At 50.0% G+C, this 17,524-nt stretch carries 18 protein-coding genes; 6 read left to right on the top strand and 12 right to left on the bottom strand.

The genetic code is table 11. The features are described 5' to 3' along the window. Positions 1-47: 47 nt before the first annotated feature. From ON064_RS02300 to ON064_RS02285, 4 genes are all read right to left on the bottom strand, one after another. Positions 48-1,265 carry an MFS transporter gene (locus ON064_RS02300; RefSeq protein ID WP_274623441.1) on the bottom strand — a complete coding sequence of 406 codons (1,218 nt, stop codon included), beginning with the start codon at positions 1,263-1,265 and terminating at the stop codon, positions 48-50. A gap of 98 nt (positions 1,266-1,363) precedes the next feature. Further along, positions 1,364-2,308 (bottom strand): DUF4003 family protein, encoded by a 945-nt coding sequence (locus tag ON064_RS02295; RefSeq protein WP_274623440.1) that lies wholly within the window; start codon positions 2,306-2,308, stop codon positions 1,364-1,366. Between the two features lie 53 nt (positions 2,309-2,361). Next, complete coding sequence (zupT, locus tag ON064_RS02290) at positions 2,362-3,171, bottom strand: zinc transporter ZupT (protein WP_274623439.1); 810 nt, start codon at positions 3,169-3,171, stop codon at positions 2,362-2,364. 92 nt (positions 3,172-3,263) lie between these two features. After that, entirely contained in the window at positions 3,264-3,920 is a 657-nt protein-coding gene (locus ON064_RS02285) for a uracil-DNA glycosylase (RefSeq protein WP_407951586.1), read from the bottom strand. A gap of 187 nt (positions 3,921-4,107) precedes the next feature. Between ON064_RS02285 and ON064_RS02280 the strand changes: the two genes are divergently transcribed. Both ON064_RS02280 and ON064_RS02275 read left to right on the top strand, forming a co-directional pair. Next, positions 4,108-4,449, top strand: coding sequence for a P-II family nitrogen regulator (locus tag ON064_RS02280; protein WP_101189453.1), 342 nt, complete (start codon positions 4,108-4,110; stop codon positions 4,447-4,449). Between the two features lie 12 nt (positions 4,450-4,461). Beyond that, on the top strand, positions 4,462-5,745 hold the full coding sequence (locus ON064_RS02275; RefSeq protein WP_058381850.1) for an ammonium transporter: 1,284 nt from the start codon (positions 4,462-4,464) through the stop codon (positions 5,743-5,745). 90 nt (positions 5,746-5,835) lie between these two features. Here ON064_RS02275 and ON064_RS02270 read toward each other — a convergent pair whose 3' ends face one another. From ON064_RS02270 to ON064_RS02255, 4 genes are all read right to left on the bottom strand, one after another. After that, the gene (locus ON064_RS02270; protein WP_274623437.1) at positions 5,836-6,483 is read right to left on the bottom strand and encodes a phosphatase PAP2 family protein; all 648 of its coding nucleotides are present in this window, start codon (positions 6,481-6,483) and stop codon (positions 5,836-5,838) included. A 133-nt stretch (positions 6,484-6,616) separates the two neighbouring features. Further along, on the bottom strand, positions 6,617-7,378 hold the full coding sequence (locus ON064_RS02265; protein ID WP_058381852.1) for an iron ABC transporter ATP-binding protein: 762 nt from the start codon (positions 7,376-7,378) through the stop codon (positions 6,617-6,619). Then, on the bottom strand, positions 7,379-8,290 hold the full coding sequence (locus ON064_RS02260; RefSeq protein WP_274623436.1) for an iron chelate uptake ABC transporter family permease subunit: 912 nt from the start codon (positions 8,288-8,290) through the stop codon (positions 7,379-7,381). Then, positions 8,283-9,233 (bottom strand): ABC transporter permease, encoded by a 951-nt coding sequence (locus ON064_RS02255; protein ID WP_274623435.1) that lies wholly within the window; start codon positions 9,231-9,233, stop codon positions 8,283-8,285. Before ON064_RS02255 ends, ON064_RS02260 begins: the two co-directional genes overlap by 8 nt. A 198-nt stretch (positions 9,234-9,431) precedes the next feature. Here ON064_RS02255 and ON064_RS02250 point away from each other — a divergent pair, with 198 nt between their 5' ends. Then, entirely contained in the window at positions 9,432-9,689 is a 258-nt protein-coding gene (locus ON064_RS02250; protein ID WP_274623434.1) for a hypothetical protein, read from the top strand. Positions 9,690-9,939: 250 nt separating this feature from the next. On the opposite strand, the gene ON064_RS02245 is transcribed toward ON064_RS02250, so the two are convergent. The 3 genes from ON064_RS02245 to ON064_RS02235 form a co-directional block, all read right to left on the bottom strand. Continuing rightward, positions 9,940-10,815, bottom strand: coding sequence for a DUF6612 family protein (locus ON064_RS02245; RefSeq protein WP_274623433.1), 876 nt, complete (start codon positions 10,813-10,815; stop codon positions 9,940-9,942). Positions 10,816-10,995: 180 nt separating this feature from the next. Continuing rightward, positions 10,996-12,267: a GTPase HflX gene (gene hflX, locus ON064_RS02240; protein ID WP_274623432.1), complete on the bottom strand. Its 1,272-nt coding sequence runs from the start codon at positions 12,265-12,267 to the stop codon at positions 10,996-10,998. A 105-nt stretch (positions 12,268-12,372) separates the two neighbouring features. Beyond that, a complete protein-coding gene (locus tag ON064_RS02235) occupies positions 12,373-13,086 on the bottom strand; it encodes a VOC family protein (RefSeq protein ID WP_274623431.1) in 714 nt (237 codons plus the stop codon). 203 nt (positions 13,087-13,289) lie between these two features. Between ON064_RS02235 and ON064_RS02230 the strand changes: the two genes are divergently transcribed. Together ON064_RS02230 and ON064_RS02225 are read left to right on the top strand one after the other, a co-directional pair. Further along, complete coding sequence (locus ON064_RS02230; protein ID WP_121300900.1) at positions 13,290-14,840, top strand: BCCT family transporter; 1,551 nt, start codon at positions 13,290-13,292, stop codon at positions 14,838-14,840. Between the two features lie 213 nt (positions 14,841-15,053). Then, the gene (locus ON064_RS02225; protein WP_274623430.1) at positions 15,054-15,476 is read left to right on the top strand and encodes a VOC family protein; all 423 of its coding nucleotides are present in this window, start codon (positions 15,054-15,056) and stop codon (positions 15,474-15,476) included. 86 nt (positions 15,477-15,562) lie between these two features. Here ON064_RS02225 and putP read toward each other — a convergent pair whose 3' ends face one another. Continuing rightward, complete coding sequence (gene putP, locus ON064_RS02220; RefSeq protein WP_274623429.1) at positions 15,563-17,041, bottom strand: sodium/proline symporter PutP; 1,479 nt, start codon at positions 17,039-17,041, stop codon at positions 15,563-15,565. A gap of 109 nt (positions 17,042-17,150) precedes the next feature. On the opposite strand from putP, the gene ON064_RS02215 reads away from it, so the two are divergent. Continuing rightward, positions 17,151-17,513 carry a DUF2188 domain-containing protein gene (locus ON064_RS02215; protein ID WP_274623428.1) on the top strand — a complete coding sequence of 121 codons (363 nt, stop codon included), beginning with the start codon at positions 17,151-17,153 and terminating at the stop codon, positions 17,511-17,513. Positions 17,514-17,524: the final 11 nt, after the last annotated feature.

Here is a 17,524-nt window from a genome sequence, read left to right as displayed (position 1 = left end):
CAGTTTAGAGAAAACGAAAACGCGGACCTCATTCGGCCCGCGTTTTATCATTCCAATTCCATCTGTTTCGTTTCGGTCCCAAGGAAAGCGACCGCCAATGCGCCGATTAAGATCGAAACGCAGAAAATCGCAAAAATGACATTGATGCCGAATCCCGCAGTTAGCATCGAACCAACCAGAATCGGGCCGAGAATGCCGCCGATCCGACCGAACGACGCCGCCATACCTGTGCCTGTCGCACGGATGACCGTCGGATACTGCTCAGGAGAGTATGCGTAGAGCGCTCCCCAAGCCCCGAGGTTAAAGAACGACAGGAAGGCACCCGATATCAATAGTGTCGCGACGGCATCTGCGTTGCCGAAAGCCAAAGCGGAAGCAGCCGTCCCGATCAAATACGTCACTAGCACGAACTTCCGGCCGGCACGTTCAATGAGCCAAGCCGCCGAGAAATACCCCGGCAATTGCGCGAGCGTCATGATCAATACATATTGGAAACTTTGGATGAGCGGGAATCCTTTCATTACCATGACACTCGGCAGCCATAGGAACATCCCGTAATACGAGAAGACGACCGTAAACCAGACGATCCATAGCATCATCGTCGGGCGCCGATACGTTTTTGACCATACGTCACGAATATTGGTCGAAACGGAGCGCAGCACATCTTTTTTCGCCGTGAATTGCGGCGAATCCGGCAAATTGAGGCGCAAGTATAAGGCATAAAACGCAGGCAATGCCGTCAGCAACAGCGCGACCCGCCAACCGTATGCAGGAATGATGAAGTAGGAAATGATCGCAGCCACCAGCCAGCCCGCAGCCCAGAAACTCTCCAGCAGCACCACCACCCGCCCGCGGTCTTTTGCCGGGACGCTTTCCGATACCAAAGTCGAGGCGACCGGCAATTCTCCGCCAAGCCCCATTCCAACAAAGAAACGCAGAATCAGGAAAGCAGCAAGCGTTGTGGTGAATGCCGAGATGCCACTCGCCAGCGAGAACAGCAATAAGGTGATGATGAAGATTTTCTTACGGCCGACCCGGTCGGCGTAAATGCCAAAAACGAACGCCCCAACGGCCATGCCGATAGAATTGACGCCGCCAATCCAGCCCATCTGCTGGGAAGTGAGGCCCCAATCTTCATGAAGTGCAGCAATAATGAACGCCAGGATCCCGACGTCCATGGCATCGAATAGCCAGCCGAGCCCCGCTACGCCTAATAGTTTGCGTTGTGATATGGATTTTGTGTTTTTTTCTGTGGCAGTTGTCATGTTCTTTCCCCTTGTCTTGACACTTGTCTGTTATTGTTTACACCCTAACTATACCGTTACAGGCTTCAAGTGACAAGGGATGTCTGAGAGCTTCGCAATCAGCTCCCGGAATTATTGGAAGAAGCGATTACCGCGCTCATGCCGAGCATCATCGCTGCCTGCTGCGCCTGCATAAGCATTTCCACGGAAGACGAAAATACCGCCGCTTCGCTTTCACGCAGCTCTACCGATTCTGCCATTGTCAATTGGACCGCAGATGGCAAAACCCATCCGCCATACCAGCGGAACAATTTCGTCGCTTCCAGTGCGCGGGCCATTTCCACGACAGCAGCCAGCGCCTGCCCGTCCGCATTCGCGATAGCTAAAAAACCAAGCACCGGGTAATGCTCTCCGCGCACTTTGATGTTTTCCGCTTTCAAAAAATCACGAATCGCAACGACGCGCCCCGCTACTTCCGGCTTAAACGCCGGCGAATCGAAGGTCATGACCTGGCTCAGCCATTGCAGATGGTTGCCGGCTGAAAACCCTTGCGTCCGCAATTCTTTATAATAGCGGTTCATCGTTTCAGCACGCTCCAGTACGCCGCCTTCCCGGTTCGAAAGCAAAGCCACGTATGGAATATCTTCGCTCGAAGTGAGGAATGGGTGATAGGCTTTCATCGCATCATACAACTCTCTCGCCCGCTGCGCTTGTTCAGGCGAGTCCATCATCAAACCCGCGAGATATGTATAGGCACTTTTCCAGAACTTGCTGTTGTTCAGTGCCTGCTGATTGGCATTGAGCTTGGCCAACCCATCTTCAGCCGACTCATCACGAAGCACCAGATATGCCGCTGCAATGTGGTGAAGATGCGCACGCAGCGGCGAGGTGAACCCTTCTTTCTTTTTGATGAGCTGGGACGCTTCGAGATGTGCATCCGCATCGAATTCGTGCCCTCGGCTCAAATACATCATCGTGACCGCAAGCGACACTTGCTTGTCTGTTGCCCACCCGAGCGCTTTCGAGACTTGGCCGTAAGTTTCTTCTATCTTTTTGACTTCCATTGAAAAACGCCTCCTTGACCATTTATACGGTCAAGAAAGCGTGAAGTTTCAAGTTACGCAAGAAGGACGAGACTGAGTGCCATGACCGCCATCCCCGCAACCAATCCATAAATCGATAAATGGGCTTCGTCATAACGCTTCGCTGCCGGCAATAATTCATCCAATGAGATGAACACCATGATTCCGGCAACGCCGGCGAAGATGATGCCAAACAAAGTATCGCTCAAAAAAGGCATGAGGAACAACCAAGCGGCAATTGCGCCAACCGGTTCAGATACCCCCGAGAGAAAACTGTATTGAAATGCTTTCTTGCGACTGCCTGTCGCGTAATAGATCGGCACCGACACCGCAATGCCCTCCGGGATGTTGTGGATCGCCACCGCGATTGCAATGGCGATGCCGAGCGCAGGATCCTGGATCGCTGACATAAACGTCGCGATGCCTTCCGGGAAATTGTGGATGGCGATGGCCAACGCCGTGAATATCCCCATTTTGCGGAGGCGAGCGTATTCATCATTGGTCGGGCCCTCGTCCATATCTTCTACAGTGCGCACTTCATGGGGATTTCCCATTTGCGGCAGTATCCGGTCAAGCACTGCCATGAAGACCATGCCGCCGAAAAATCCAACGAGCGTCAGCCAGTATCCCGCCGTTTCTCCTTGGGCAGTCGTCAGCGAATCTTTCGCTTTAAAGAAAATCTCGATCATGGAGACATAAATCATGACCCCAGCCGAGAAACCGAGTGACACTGACAAGAACTTCGTATTGGTGCGCGAAGCAAAAAACGCGATCAAACTGCCGATCCCGGTTGCCAGCCCCGCGAACAGCGTCAAGCCAAGCGCGAATAAAACCGTACTGTCCATAAAGCCAACTTCCTTCCAGTAGTAGTGAATAAAGCTATTCTACTCCAGAAGTTTCCTTTGCGCAACTTTTTTCAACGAAGAAAGATTTCCCATTATTCATTCACTTCATTACGCAGCAATCGCCCAAGTTTTTCCCAATCGGCATCCTTGTGTTCGCGGACTGCCGGATTATAGAACACGCTCGCCGGATGGAAGGTCGGAAAGATGTGATAGCTCTCCTCCGTTTCCAAAAACGCGCCGCTATCTTCATCCCAGTACAGGATCGGCGTTTCCATCAGCGTTCCATGCAATTGCATGATCTTCGCCTCACGCCCGACGAGCCGCTGCAGGCCGATATTGCCGAGCGTCACAATCAATGGAGGCTTCACCGCCCGAATTTCTTCATCAAGGATCGGGGCGTGGGCGATGATTTCTTTTTTGTTCGGGGCCCGGTTGTATTTACGCTTCACCACTTCACCGCTCCGGGTGCGTTTTTCTCCCCATTTATACGGGCGGCTTCTGACAGCGCTGGTGATATAGACATCTTCCCGCTCAAGTCCAATCCCTTCCAATGAAGCCATCAATTCTTTTCCAGCGCGCCCCGTAAACGGAATCCCCGTCTCCACTTCGTTCTCGCCTGGCGCTTCTCCGACCAGCATCAACGCCGGAGACTGCGGGCCGCTCCCCCAGACAAAACCTTCTACCGGAAAATCTGCAATGCGCTTTTTCCCCAATTCAGCCAGTTCTTGCGAAATTCTATACACACTCATCACCTTTTCCTTTAAATAAGTCAAAAATATATTTTTCTCTTGATTACCGCTATTTGCAATCGCTTTCACGTTATAAAACCTAACATAAACTAAAATAAAACTTGCATTGTCAGAAAATATTGATTAATATGTTAACAAACCTAACACGAATTACATGTTAGAAAACCTAACACGAGGAGGAAGAAGCATGAAAAAGATTGAGACTATCATTCGCCCTTCTGTTTTCGCTGATGTCCGGCAAGCATTGGCTCTTGAAGGAATCGATGGGCTGACCGTCACTGAAATCGCGGGAATCGGCAAACAGGAAGGGCGCGTCGGCTTGTTCCGCGGGAATGCCTACCGAATGGAATTTTCCCCAAAACTGAAATTGGAAATGGTCGTCTCGGACGAAAAAGTCGAGGACATCATCCAAGCTTTGCTTGACTATGCCTCCACCGGTGAAGTCGGAGACGGCAAAATCTTCATCTTGCCTGTAGAAGAAGCCATCCGGATCAGAACAAAAGAACGCGGCACTGTCGCGATTGGATAAGGGGAGATAATTATGGAAGCTGTACAAAGTTCAGTCGATATGCTGTGGGTCATGCTCGGTGCCATGCTCGTCTTTTTCATGCACGCCGGATTCGCCATGGTTGAAACAGGATTCACTCGCTCTAAAAATACCCTTAATATTTTGATGAAAAACATGATCACCATTTCGCTTGGATCCATTCTTTATTTCATTGTCGGCTATGCATTGATGTTCGGGCCGTCATCGTTCGGCTTGATCGGTACGGAAGGATTCGCTTTATCGGGTGTCACGGATATCGGATTCTTCGTGTTCCAGGCAGTTTTCGCCGCCACATGTGCCACAATCATCTCGGGTGCTGTCGCAGAACGCATGCACTTGACCGCTTATATCTTGCTTACGGTTGCCATGACAGCCATCATCTACCCGATTGTCGGCCACTGGGTATGGGGAGGCGGCTGGTTATCTGAAATCGGCTTTATCGACTTCGCCGGTTCCACAGTCGTCCACTTGACGGGTGCCGTCGCAGCCTTTATCGCGGCTTGGAAAATCGGGCCGCGCCTTGGGAAGTATTCCGGAAAAACCGTCAACACGATTCCTGGCCACAGCTTGCCGCTCGGCGCACTTGGCGTATTCATCCTATGGCTCGGCTGGTTCGGCTTTAACGGCGGCAGCACGCTCGCAGCAGATCCTGCACTGGTTCCGCCCGTCATCGCCAACACTTTGCTCGCTGCATCTGCCGGTGTTTTGGCTACGGCCCTTTACACCCGCTTCCGCTATGGCCGCATTGACGGCACATTGACGATGAACGGTGCACTTGCAGGGCTTGTCGGCATCACTGCCGGCGCTGCCAATGTATCCTTCCTCGGTGCGATTTTGATCGGCTTGATCGCCGGCATCATCATGACGGAAGCCGTCCATCTATTGGATACGAAAATTCGTGTGGATGATCCAGTGGGGGCTGTATCGGTTCACGGAATCGCAGGGATTTGGGGAACTCTCGCGATCGGATTCTTCGATGTTAACGGTGGATTGCTTTACGGAGGTGGAGCTGAAATTCTCGGCATCCAGGCAGTCGGCGTACTGGCCGTCATCGCTTGGGCATCCTTGTCTACTGGCGCCGTCCTTCTATTGATCAGCATTGTGACGCCGCTGCGTGTAACGGCTGAAGAGGAAGAAACCGGCTTGGACTTCGCAGAACACGGATCACAAGCCTATTCGATGCAGGACGTGCTACGCGGTTCATCCGGGAGAGCGGATAATTTCGCAGACCGCCTGAACCAGCTCGGCGAAGAACGGCCAGCTTCAGGCAAAGTATAAAACAAAGAGAGATAGAACGAAAAACTTGGGGGTTCTTAAATAGAAAAACGAACGGAGAAAATTTCTCCGTTCGTTTTTTATTGCACTAATTTAACGCTCCTCAATATCTTCCCGCTCAACAAGTCGCATATCCTTGCGCTTGCGGAAATGCCGCTCCCTCATTTCATACCAGATGGCTATCAAGACGAACAAGGTATAACCGAGAAACAGCCCAGCCATAACATCCGACAGATAATGCGTGCCGCTTGCTACCTGCGATAAAGCCGTGAGCACCGTCAGCAATGCTGCGGCCAGCCAGATCAGCAGGCGAACAGACCTTGCGGCGGCCCTTTCGCCCAGGAAATAGGCCAACGTGAATAAATACAATAAGCCGACCATCGCATGATCGGATGGGAAGCTATAGGACGCTACCTCTTCGGGAAATTCCGGCATCGGGCGCTCGAACCATTGCTGCAGCAATTGATTCAATGCATTCCCTGCGCCGACCGCCAACAAAACGAAAAACATGCCCCGGTAGTTATGGCGAAATACCCACAGAAAGACCAGAAGCAGAAAGCTTACAGTAAAGATCATCCACTGCTCCCCGATGAATGACATGGCCTCAAGCCACCCCATTCCCCCGAACAACGCAGCGGCCCGTTCATCCAGTTCCCGGACCGGTTCTTGCCGATAATAGTAAAGGATACCGAAAAACCCGAGCAGTGTCGCCATCGCCAACGGATAAAAGATTCGCTTCATACTTGCACCTTCTTCCTTGCCGCATCCATAGGGCATTTTGGAAAACCATCCGCAACCAATAAAAAACCCGCATGGAGTACACTTCCACACGGATTCTGGATTTCCTTGTTTTCGCAGCCACTAACTTCCACTATCAGGAATTGAAATACACGCAAATCCGGCAATTATTCATTTGTTGAATCGGAATGTCCATATCGTAGATTTCCTTTAACGCATCCGATTGGATGATCTCTTCTGTTGGCCCATCTTTGACGACACGGCCATTTTTCAATGCGACGATGCGGTCGGAATAGACCGATGCGAAGTTGATGTCATGAAGGACGATGATGACCGTTTTGCCGAGCTCATCGACCAAGCGGCGCAAAATCTTCATGATCTGTACGGAATGCTTCATGTCCAAATTATTGAGCGGTTCATCAAGCAGCACGTAATCCGTGTCTTGCGCGATAACCATGGCGATAAACGCCCGCTGCCGCTGCCCGCCTGAAAGTTCATCCAAATACGAATCCTCCATATCCCCAAGATCCATGTATTCAATCGCCTGATCGACCATCTGCTCATCTTCCGCGTTCAAGCGGCCCCTGGAATAAGGAAAGCGACCGAACGACACCAATTCTCGGATCGTCAAGCGCACGTTCATGAAATTCGATTGCTTCAAGATGGAGACACGTTTCGAGAATTCGTTGGACTTCATCTGCTTCGTGTTGGTCTTATCGATTAACACTTCTCCAGTGTCTGCGTCCAACAGCCGGCTGACCATCGACAAGAGCGTCGATTTCCCGGCTCCGTTCGGCCCGATAAAGGAAGTGATCTGCCCTCGCCGAATATCGACGGAGACATTTTCCACGACTTGTTTCTTTCCATATAATTTCGTCAGTTCACGGACTTGGATCATTTAGACGCCGCCGACAAAATTGATGATGACGCTGAGCGTCGTATTGAACGTGAAGACATGTTCGACGACCCATTGGCCGCCGACCAGCGCCACGATACTGATAATGCTCGCACCGGCAATAATAACTGAATGTTTATAGGATCTGAAAAATTGATAGGACAGATTGGCGACGATCAAGCCGAAGAACGTGATCGGCCCGACCAGTGCCGTCGCAATGGCGATCAATACGGCAGAAAGCACGAGCATCTTCTTGACGAGCGCGTCATAGCCAACACCCAGATTCACCGCCGTATCACGTCCCAAAGACAGCACGTCAAGCGACGCGTTGTGGCGCCAGGCCAAGCCGATCAAGACGACAATGAAAAAAAGCGATAGCCAGACCAGATCGGCATTCACATTATTGAAACTGGCGAACATCCGGTCCTGGACGATCTGGAACTCATTCGGGTCGATCAACACCTGAAGGAACGTCGAGACGCTGCCGAAAAATGTCCCGAGAATGATGCCAATCAATAATAAGAAGTAAATCGGCTGGTTGTCTTTCTTGAACAGCAATTTATAGAACAATAAAGCGAAGATGACCATGACAGCAATCGACAATAAGAAATTCACTTGCTTGTTGATGATCGTGATATGCCCCGAGCCCAAGAAGAAAATCAAGACCGTCTGCAGCAGCATATACAGCGAATCCAAACCCATGATGCTTGGGGTCAAAATGCGGTTATGCGTGATCGTCTGGAATACCACCGTCGCATAAGCGATCGCCACACCGGTCAGCACCATCGCGAAGACTTTCACGCCTCTTCTCGGCAGCGCATAATCAAAACTGCCATTCAAATTATCAAATAAATACAAACCGCATGCCGCTGCGGCAAGTCCAATTAAAATCCATAGTTTATGTATATCACGCATACGCCTTCCTCCTAAACAACATGATCAGGAAGATAAAGCTTCCGATGATCCCCACCATCAAGCTGATCGTAATCTCGTACGGATATATCAAAACACGGCCGAGAATGTCACAGACCAAGAGAAAGATAGCGCCGAGCATCGCGGTATGCGGTAAGGTTTTCTGCAGATGGTCCCCCTTGAAGATGGAAACGATATTCGGAATGATCAAGCCGAGGAACGGGATCATGCCGACCGTCAAGACGACCGTCGCCGTAATAAGCGCGACCAGCGTCAAGCCAATGTTGACGACACTGCGGTATTTCAGTCCCAAGTTTTTCGAGAAATCCTCCCCCATGCCTGCGACCGTAAAGCGGTTGGCGTACATATAGGCGATGATGAAGACCGGTACACTTATGTAAAGAAGTTCATAGCTGCCTTTCATGACCATTGAAAAATCGCCCTGCAGCCAAGCCGACATATTCTGGATGACGTCTGCCCGGTAGGCGAAAAATGTCGTGATCGACGACAGGATATTGCCGAACATCAAGCCAATGAGTGGAATGAAGATGGCATCCTTGAATTTGATGCGGTTGAGAATTTGCATGAATAAGAAAGTGCCGGCGAGCGCGAACAAGAACGCCACAGCCATTTTCTCGATCATCGAAGCGTTCGCAAACAATAGCATCGAAACAAGAATCCCGAGGCGCGTTGCATCGAGCGTCCCGGCAGTTGTTGGCGAGACGAATTTATTGCGGCTCAATTGCTGCATGATGAGCCCCGCCATGCTCATGCCGGCCCCTGCAAGTAAAATCGCGACCAAACGCGGAAAACGGCTGACGAGGAAAATCTGTGTTTCTTCCGATTGAAAATCAAGGAGGTCCAGCGGGCTGATGCTGCTGACTCCGACAAACAGGGAGATGAACGACAGAAGGATCAATATGGGTATTAAAATACGTTTTTTCATGTAATGCCGCTCCCTATCTAGTGCTATTGCCAATTGAGAATGATAATGATTATCAATGACTAACTGTTTTTTAGTATAGCAGTATAAAAAATAGCGTCAAGGGATAATTGAGAACTATTGTCATTAAGAATGTAGGCGCTTTGAAATGTTCACTTGTTTTTCAAATTTGGTAACCGACTTGCTTGAGCAGGGCGTCGTTTGTGGAGTCGCCGCCCTGCTTTGGGTCGGCCTCTTGCAACAAGCCAGGAAGAACGCCTGTCTTGTTGCATCGGCTCACCCTTGACGCTGGGCGGCTGGGTGATTTCATTGATTGAAGTGTGTTTAGCCGGGTCTGCTTCTTTAAGCAGTTTCCGGCTAGTGGGGGAATCGCTTCTTGGGTTGGGGTTGGATTGTGTCGAGGCATTGAACGTCATTTGTGGAGTCGCCGCCTTGCTTTGGGTTGGCCTTTCACAATGAGCAAAGAAGAACGCTTGTCTCATTGTTTCGGCTCACCCTTGACGCTGGGCGGCTGAGACATTTCATTGTTTGAAGCTTGTTTACCGGATTTGCTTCTTTAAGCAGTTCCCGGCTAGCGGGGGAATCGCTTCTTGGGTTGGGAATCAGGGTGTGTACTGGCATCGGGCGCCGCTTCTGGATTCTCTGCTATGCACGTGTTTCAGCGCACAAAAAAGCAGAGGGAAATTCCCTCTGCTTTCTGTGTTCAGTATTAAAATTCGATTTCCTGTGCTTGTTCCAATACTTCCGGTGGAATTTCGATCGGCTCGATGGCATTGTAGTCGCTGTAGTCCACTTGCATCTGCGATTCGATTGCCATCATTTCGCCGCGCACGTCGACGTCGAGTTCCATATCAACTTCCATGCGGTCCGCTAAATAAGTTTCTTTATCCAGCGTGATGATGTAATTCACGGCATGCACTTCCAGATCTTCCGGGGCTAACGGGGCTTCGATTTCCATCTGGCCCAGCGTTTTCTCCAATTGTTCGTCCGTTAGTTCCTGGAACTCTTCTCCCGAGGCATCGAGTGTCAGGATATATGCTTCATCCGTTTCTTCCAGCACGAAATCCTCTTCGAAATCACCGAGTTCATCTAATTGGCGCGCAGGGTCAGCTGATTGCTGTCCGGCAATCGACTGCATGTTTTCGTGCATTTCTTCCGGCATCTTCAGCCACATATCGACAGATGTCTCGTGCATGTATAAGCCCTTTTCTGTCATATACATTTCCGTCAGCATCGGATTGCTGTTGTCGATATCATCCGATACAATGCTGGTTTCGCCTGTTTGATGAAATGCTAAAGGCTCGTAGGTCATTTCCATTTCAGAATCCACCGTCATGTTGATTTCCATGCCATCCGGCTGCATCTTCATCTGTTGTTCGGTGTTCGACTGCGCGCGCAAGCTTTCTACTTGCTGCGAAGCTTCTACCGCTTCTGCGTAAACTTCCGAAGCGCTCTTCGTTTCTTCAGGAGCTTCTTGCGCAGGATTCTCGCTCTCTTCTTCAGTCGTTGGTGCTTGCGCATTACTGCATGCGCCAAGACCAATGACAGCGGCGCCCGCTCCTATGACTGCCACCCATTTCCTCATGGCGTTCACTCTCCTTATAAAGACTTGTCGTCCATTATACAGCATTTTGCCTTTACTCACAGTTTACCCAATTTACAACCGATTAATTGCCGAACCTTTCGAATATGGAATTTCCACAGGAAAAAGCCGGAGAATTCCCCCGGCTTTTTCCTATTTTCGTCTATTTGCAATATGGCTTGATTATTTACCGACAACGAATTGTTCGTAGCGGTCATAATCCGCACGGCTCAGTTCTACGGTAATCAACGTGCCTTCTTCGCCGTATTCGGTTTCTTTGATGCTCGCATGGTCGTTCAAATACGCGACGACATCCCCGCGCCCGAACGGAATTTCCATCCGGCACATGACATGGTTCGCAAAGAGCCGGTCGCGGATGCTTTCGACCAGTTCATCGAGTCCCACCTCTTCTTTGGCGGATATCCACACAGCATCCGCGCTCTTTCTTGGATACACGACACCGGCAAGGTCCGATTTATTATAGACATATAAAGTCGGGACGTTCTCCACGCCCACATCCTGCAGCGTCGCATCGGTCACTTCCATCATGTAATCATGCTCATCGTTCGAGACATCTACAACGTGAAGCAGTAGGTCCGCATTGCGCGCTTCTTCCAGTGTCGAGCGGAATGCTTTGACTAGATGGTGCGGCAAGCGGCTGACAAACCCGACGGTATCGGATAGCAAAAAGGTCTTATTGTCTTCTAGCCGGATTTGGCGGATGGACGTGTCCAAAGTCGCGAACAGCATGTCTTTTTCAAATACCTGCTTGTCTACATCCTGCCCCGTCTTCGACAGTAAACTGTTCATGATCGTCGACTTGCCAGCGTTGGTATATCCGACCAGCGAGACGACCGGCATGCCTTTTTTCAGCCGCTGCTTGCGCTGTGTCGTGCGCTGTTCTTTTACTTGGTCGAGTTCCCGTCTAAGCTTGGTGATTTGGTCTTCGATTTTCCGGCGGTCAAGCTCCAGCTTGGTTTCCCCGGCGCCGCGGTTGGCGAGCCCGCCACTGCTGGCACCACCTTGGCGACCGAGCGACGCGCGCAAGCCGACGAGGCGTGGCAACATATACTGCAATTGCGCCAATTCCACTTGCACTTGCGCTTCGCGTGTACGGGCGCGCCTCGAGAAGATGTCCAGAATCAGCATCGTCCGGTCGATCACTTTGCATTCCAACTCTTCTTCAAGGTTGCGGATCTGGGATGGCGACAGTTCGTCGTTGAAGATAATCAGGTTAGCATCTGCTTCTTCGTACAACATTTTTGCTTCGTCAACTTTTCCCGTGCCGATGTAATGGGCAGGATTGACGCGGTCCAAGTTCTGGTGCAGTTCGCCCACGACTTCGACACCCAGCGCTTCCGCCAAATTCCGCAATTCTTCCATGCTGTATTCAAAATGGGTATCTTTTTGCAATTGGACGCCCACGATAATCGCTTTTTCAATCAATTGTTCCATCTACGGTTGCCTCCTTCGGCAGAATCTGGATTCTGCCCGGTCCCTTATGTCTTTGTTCGTCAATTTGAAGTTTCCTTCTATCCTACCACAGTACCACGCCCGCCCCTATCCGAAACGCGGCGCATGATAGCGGCCATCTTCAAAAACGATTTCCTGCTCGGCCGATTCGAAACGCACTTCACGCAGCCGCTCTTTTCCTTTGCCTGCCTCAAACACGAGATGACAATTTTCCAAGTCTATGCCTCCTCCGAGCAAACTGCTCCATCGCGCTTCACTTTGCGCTGGATTTTCCACTGAGAAAACAAGCGCCTCCAAGCTCAGGCCTTCATTAAGCTCCGTGATGGCGCCTTTTTGTTTCAAGCCAGCAAAGCGCGCCTCGTCCGGCTCTTCCCATTCAATAAAGAACGGCAGCGGCAAAGCGGACGAAATTGGCTCATCGATAAAGAGCAAGCGCCAGCGGATGGTTTCGCCTGTTTCAGTCAGCCGTTCAGCATCCATTGGGCCAATCGTCCGAAACCCCCGCCCTTCGATTTGTTTTGCCAAAAGGTCTAGGTTATCAGAACGCAGGCAAACCGTGCCAAAACCTCTCTGGTCATGGCGCAAATGCTCGACAAGCGGATGCCCGGAACGTTCTGTAACGCTTTCATCTTCAATTGTCAGCCACTCGATATAATAATCCGGACCGTACATGAGGGCGTTTTGCGTTCCCCAGTTTTTATGGCTGCCTCCTGTAATTGCATGGAAACCTTTTTCGTTCCAAAACTTGCTGCTGGCTTCTGGATTGGTGTGGGTAAAATGGACGATGTGATCCAATTTCATTTGCTATCACTCCTTTTCTTTGCCTATTAATCGTTTTCTTCTATATAAATATAATACCCTCTAGCGTTGTCAATTTGCTGTGTATATGGTCACTTTTTCCCTGTCAATTCTGATTTTTCCGCGAAATGGGTGGTTTTTAGGCATCATTTTCGATAGGGTAGGGTATAGGAAAAGATAATTACCATATTTCAAAGGAGGTCATCATGGATAAAAAATTATTGAAAAACCCCGTGTTTATCATATCGACAGCCGTGATCCTGCTGTTGGTCATTGCCGGGGCATTCATGCCGATTCGTTTCGGCGAAGTTGCCGGCACTTTATTTAACTTCACCACTCTTAACTTCGGTTGGTTCTACTTACTAGCTGTCTTCATCATCACCCTTTTCCTAATCATCATTGCCATTAGCAAATATGGCAGCATCCGGCTCGGAGCCGACTCCGACCGCCCGGAATTCCCGTTCTTCACTTGGATCGGCATGCTGTTCTCAGCCGGCTTCGGTGCAGGGCTCGTCTTCTGGGGCGTCGCGGAACCGATGAGCCATTTCTTTACGACACCGTTCGGTACGGAAGGGCAGACGGAAGAAGCCGCGCGCATTGCGATGGGCTATTCATTCTTCCACTGGGGCATCAGCCAATGGTCCGTCTTTGCCATCGTCGGTTTGGTCATCGGCTTCTTGCAGTTCAGACGCAAAAAGCCTGGCCTTGTCTCGACCGCACTCGAGCCGGTCTTAGGTTCAAAGCCAGTAGTCAAGCACACGATTGATTCACTTGCAGTCATTGCAACCGTCATGGGAATCGCGACTTCACTTGGTCTCGGCGTCTTGCAAATGAACGGCGGCTTGAACGCTGTATTCGGTATCGACAACGCCTTCCCAATCCAATTGGCGATTATCGGCGTCATGTTCGCAGCCTATACCCTATCTTCTTCTACAGGGCTTCACAAAGGGATCGCCTATTTGAGTAATTTAAACTTAGGCTTGGCACTTGTCTTAATGGTGTTCGTCTTCTTTGCCGGCCCGACAGTCTTTATAATGGATACATTTACACTCGCAATCGGCGATTATATCACTAATTTCGTTCAGTATAGCCTGCGCATGGAGCCTTATACAGGTGGAGAATGGGTGCTCGGATGGACCATCTTCTACTGGGCTTGGGCAACTGCCTGGTCACCATTTGTCGGGGCGTTCGTTGCACGGGTTTCACGCGGGCGTACCATCCGCGAATTCGTCTTCGGCGTTTTGGTCATTCCACCAGCCATCGCTTGTGTATGGATCGCCGTCTTCGGCGGTACAGCTTTATGGTACGACCTGAACGAACAATCGGGCATCGCGGAAGCAGTCAATGTCGATTTGACTTCTGCCTTGTTCCAAACCTTTGACGTACTCCCGCTATCGACTATCATGTCCGTATTGGCGATTCTGCTGATCTTCACGTTCCTGGTGACATCAGCCGACTCCGCTACATACATCTTAGCGACCATGACCAGCTTCGGCAGCTTGAACCCGCCGACTTTATTCAAAGTCATCTGGGGCGTTTTAATGTCAGCCATCGCAGCCGTTCTCCTTTACGCTGGCGGGCTTAGCGCTTTGCAGACCGCTTCACTCATATCGGCCTTACCGTTTACGGTGCTCCTGCTCCTGATGCTTTGGTCATTCACCAAAATCATCCGCGGCGAGTCGCCGCCGATACGTAAATCCGAACTGCGCCGCTTTAGACGTTTGGAACGCGAAGCGAGAAAACAACAGAATAAGTAAGCGCAAAACCATCACTGCCTTAAAAGCTCAAGATTCAAAGCTTTTAAGGCAGTTTTTCATTGGATAAGCTGATGATGCTCACGTTCAGCGAGCTAGCTAAAAAAAACGATTATTGAGTTAATATAACTTTACATTCTTCATCAAGGGTCTATAATAAAATCAAAGGGAATGTTTGTTCGTATTTTACATATTTTATAGAAAGGAGTTTTCATGATGACCGTCAACGTCTATATGATTTTCAATGGCAATTGCGAAGAAGCCGTAGCCTATTATGCAAAAATATTCGGGACAAAACCGGAGGGGCTTTCACGTTTCGGAGACATGCCTTCAGAGCCTGGGCAAGAAATGCCCGAAGTGATGAAAAATCGGATCATGCATGCAAGCTTGGACATCCATGGAAGTGCCGTCATGTTTTCAGATGCCATGTCAGAAGAACCGGTCTCAATCGGAAAAAACATCAATGTAACCGTGCTATCCGATGATTTGGGGAAAATGACTGAGGAATTCAACCAACTTGGACAAGACGGGACAGTTCAAATGGAACTGCAGGAAACATTCTGGAGCCTTGGATACGGCATAGTAGAAGATAAATACGGTGTTGTCTGGATGTTCAACCACGATGACGGCCGGCAATGAACGGGCAGATTCCCCCTAGATTGCTGACCATACGCAGGCATTAAAAATAGGCTATCCTCTCAATGAGGATAGCCTATTTCCATGGATTATTTCTTGTCTTCTTGAATCAAGCGAACTGTTTCATCGAACTCTGCATCAATTTCAGCATTTGGCTTGTAAGTCACCAAGCTGACAATCCAAGTTGCCAACCAGCTGAGGATGAAGCCTGGAATGATTTCATAGACGCTGCCAATGAAGTTCGTCAGGTCAGTAGCCCCCGCTTCATCAGGAGCTGTACCAACCAAGTCCCAGATGATGACAGTGATAGCACCGACAATCATACCGGCGAGCGCACCTTTAGAAGTAAGTTTACGCCAGAATAGGGACAGCAAGATGATCGGTCCGAAAGCGGCACCAAATCCAGCCCATGCATAAGCGACCAATCCAAGGATGGTATTGTTCTGCTCCCATGCAAGCGCTGCAGCGATGACCGCAATGGCTGCTACAGCGATACGGCCAAGCGTCACATAGCCTTTAGCGCTCGACTCTTTCTTAAAGGCAATTTTATACAAATCTTCGATCAATGCTGACGAGCTGACGAGCAATTGAGACGAAATCGTACTCATGATCGCTGCCAAAACTGCAGCCAAAACGAAACCTGCCACTAGCGGGTGGAAGAGCACTTGGCTCATGTCCAAGAAGACCGCTTCCGGATCTACTAATGTGGATTCGGGGTTTTGCTGGAAATAAGCAATCCCGACCAAAGCCGTACCCGTGGCACCGATAAGGCTCAAGATCATCCAGCCCATACCGATGCGGCGGGCAGTCCGAACTTCTCCTAAAGTTTTGATAGCCATAAAACGGACGATGATATGCGGTTGGCCGAAGTAACCAAGGCCCCACGCTGCGGCAGAAATGACGCCAATGGTGGAAGCGCCGGATACAAGGCTCACTCCGCCGGTAACGAAAATCCCGACGACCGGTACTGCAATAAGCGACAGGAACATCATGATCCCTTGCACAAAGTCCGTGTAGCTGACGGCGAGGAACCCGCCGAATAAAGTATAAGCGACGACTACCACCGAACCGATTATGAGGCCCAGATGGTAATCCATTCCGAATGAACTCTGGAAGAATAATCCAGAAGCTACCATTCCGGATGAAACGTAGAATGTGAAGAAAATCAAAATGATAATACCAGCGACAATCCGCAAGAGGCGCGAACGGTCTTTTAAACGATTTTCTAAGAAGCTAGGAATGGTGATGGAATCACTGGTGACAAATGAGTAGATCCGCAGACGAGGCGCAACAAAGAACCAGTTCAGAAACGCACCGATCGTTAAACCGATGGCAATCCATACTTCCACGAGACCGCCGACGTAAATCGCCCCCGGCAATCCGAGCAAGAGCCATCCGGACATATCCGATGCACCGGCGCTGAGAGCCGCAACGGATGGACCGAGTCCCCTTCCTCCGAGCATGTAATCGGATAAGTCGGCTGTCTTCTTATACGCATACCAGCCAATGAATAGCATAGCCGCGAGGTACACGAGTAAGGCTATGATTTGATAAGTTGTATCTGTCATGACATCTCCTCCTTATTAAACACTTTAACATAATGAGCTTATATGAAAAGGGGGCTTTGCGTTTTATTTCCTATTTAAATGGGGATAGAGAGGCAAGGAGGCGATAAATATGCCGTGGAATAAGAATGATTACCCGGATTCCTTCAAAAATTTGGATGAAGATGTCCGCAATAAAGCGATTGAAATCGCCAATGCTCTTTTGCGGGATGGCTACGAGGAAGGGCGCGCCATTCCAATTGCTTTGGACCAGGCACGTGACACCGTACAAGGAGACAGCGAAGGCCCGATTTATGAAATCCGCAAGCATTCAGAAGGCTGGCAACTGAAGAAGAAAGACAGCAAAAAAGCCATACTCATTGAAGAAACGAAGGATGACTTGATGGACGAAGCGAAGCGCTACGTCAACCGCAACAATGGGGAGCTCCATATTTACTCGGAAGATGATTCACTGCAGGAAAAACTATACGATTAAAACCAAAACAG

The organism is Planococcus sp. A6, from assembly GCF_028823615.1.
Lineage (GTDB): Bacteria > Bacillota > Bacilli > Bacillales_A > Planococcaceae > Planococcus.
Note: the sequence above shows the minus strand (reverse complement) of the source record. Positions and strands in the feature narration are given on the sequence as shown.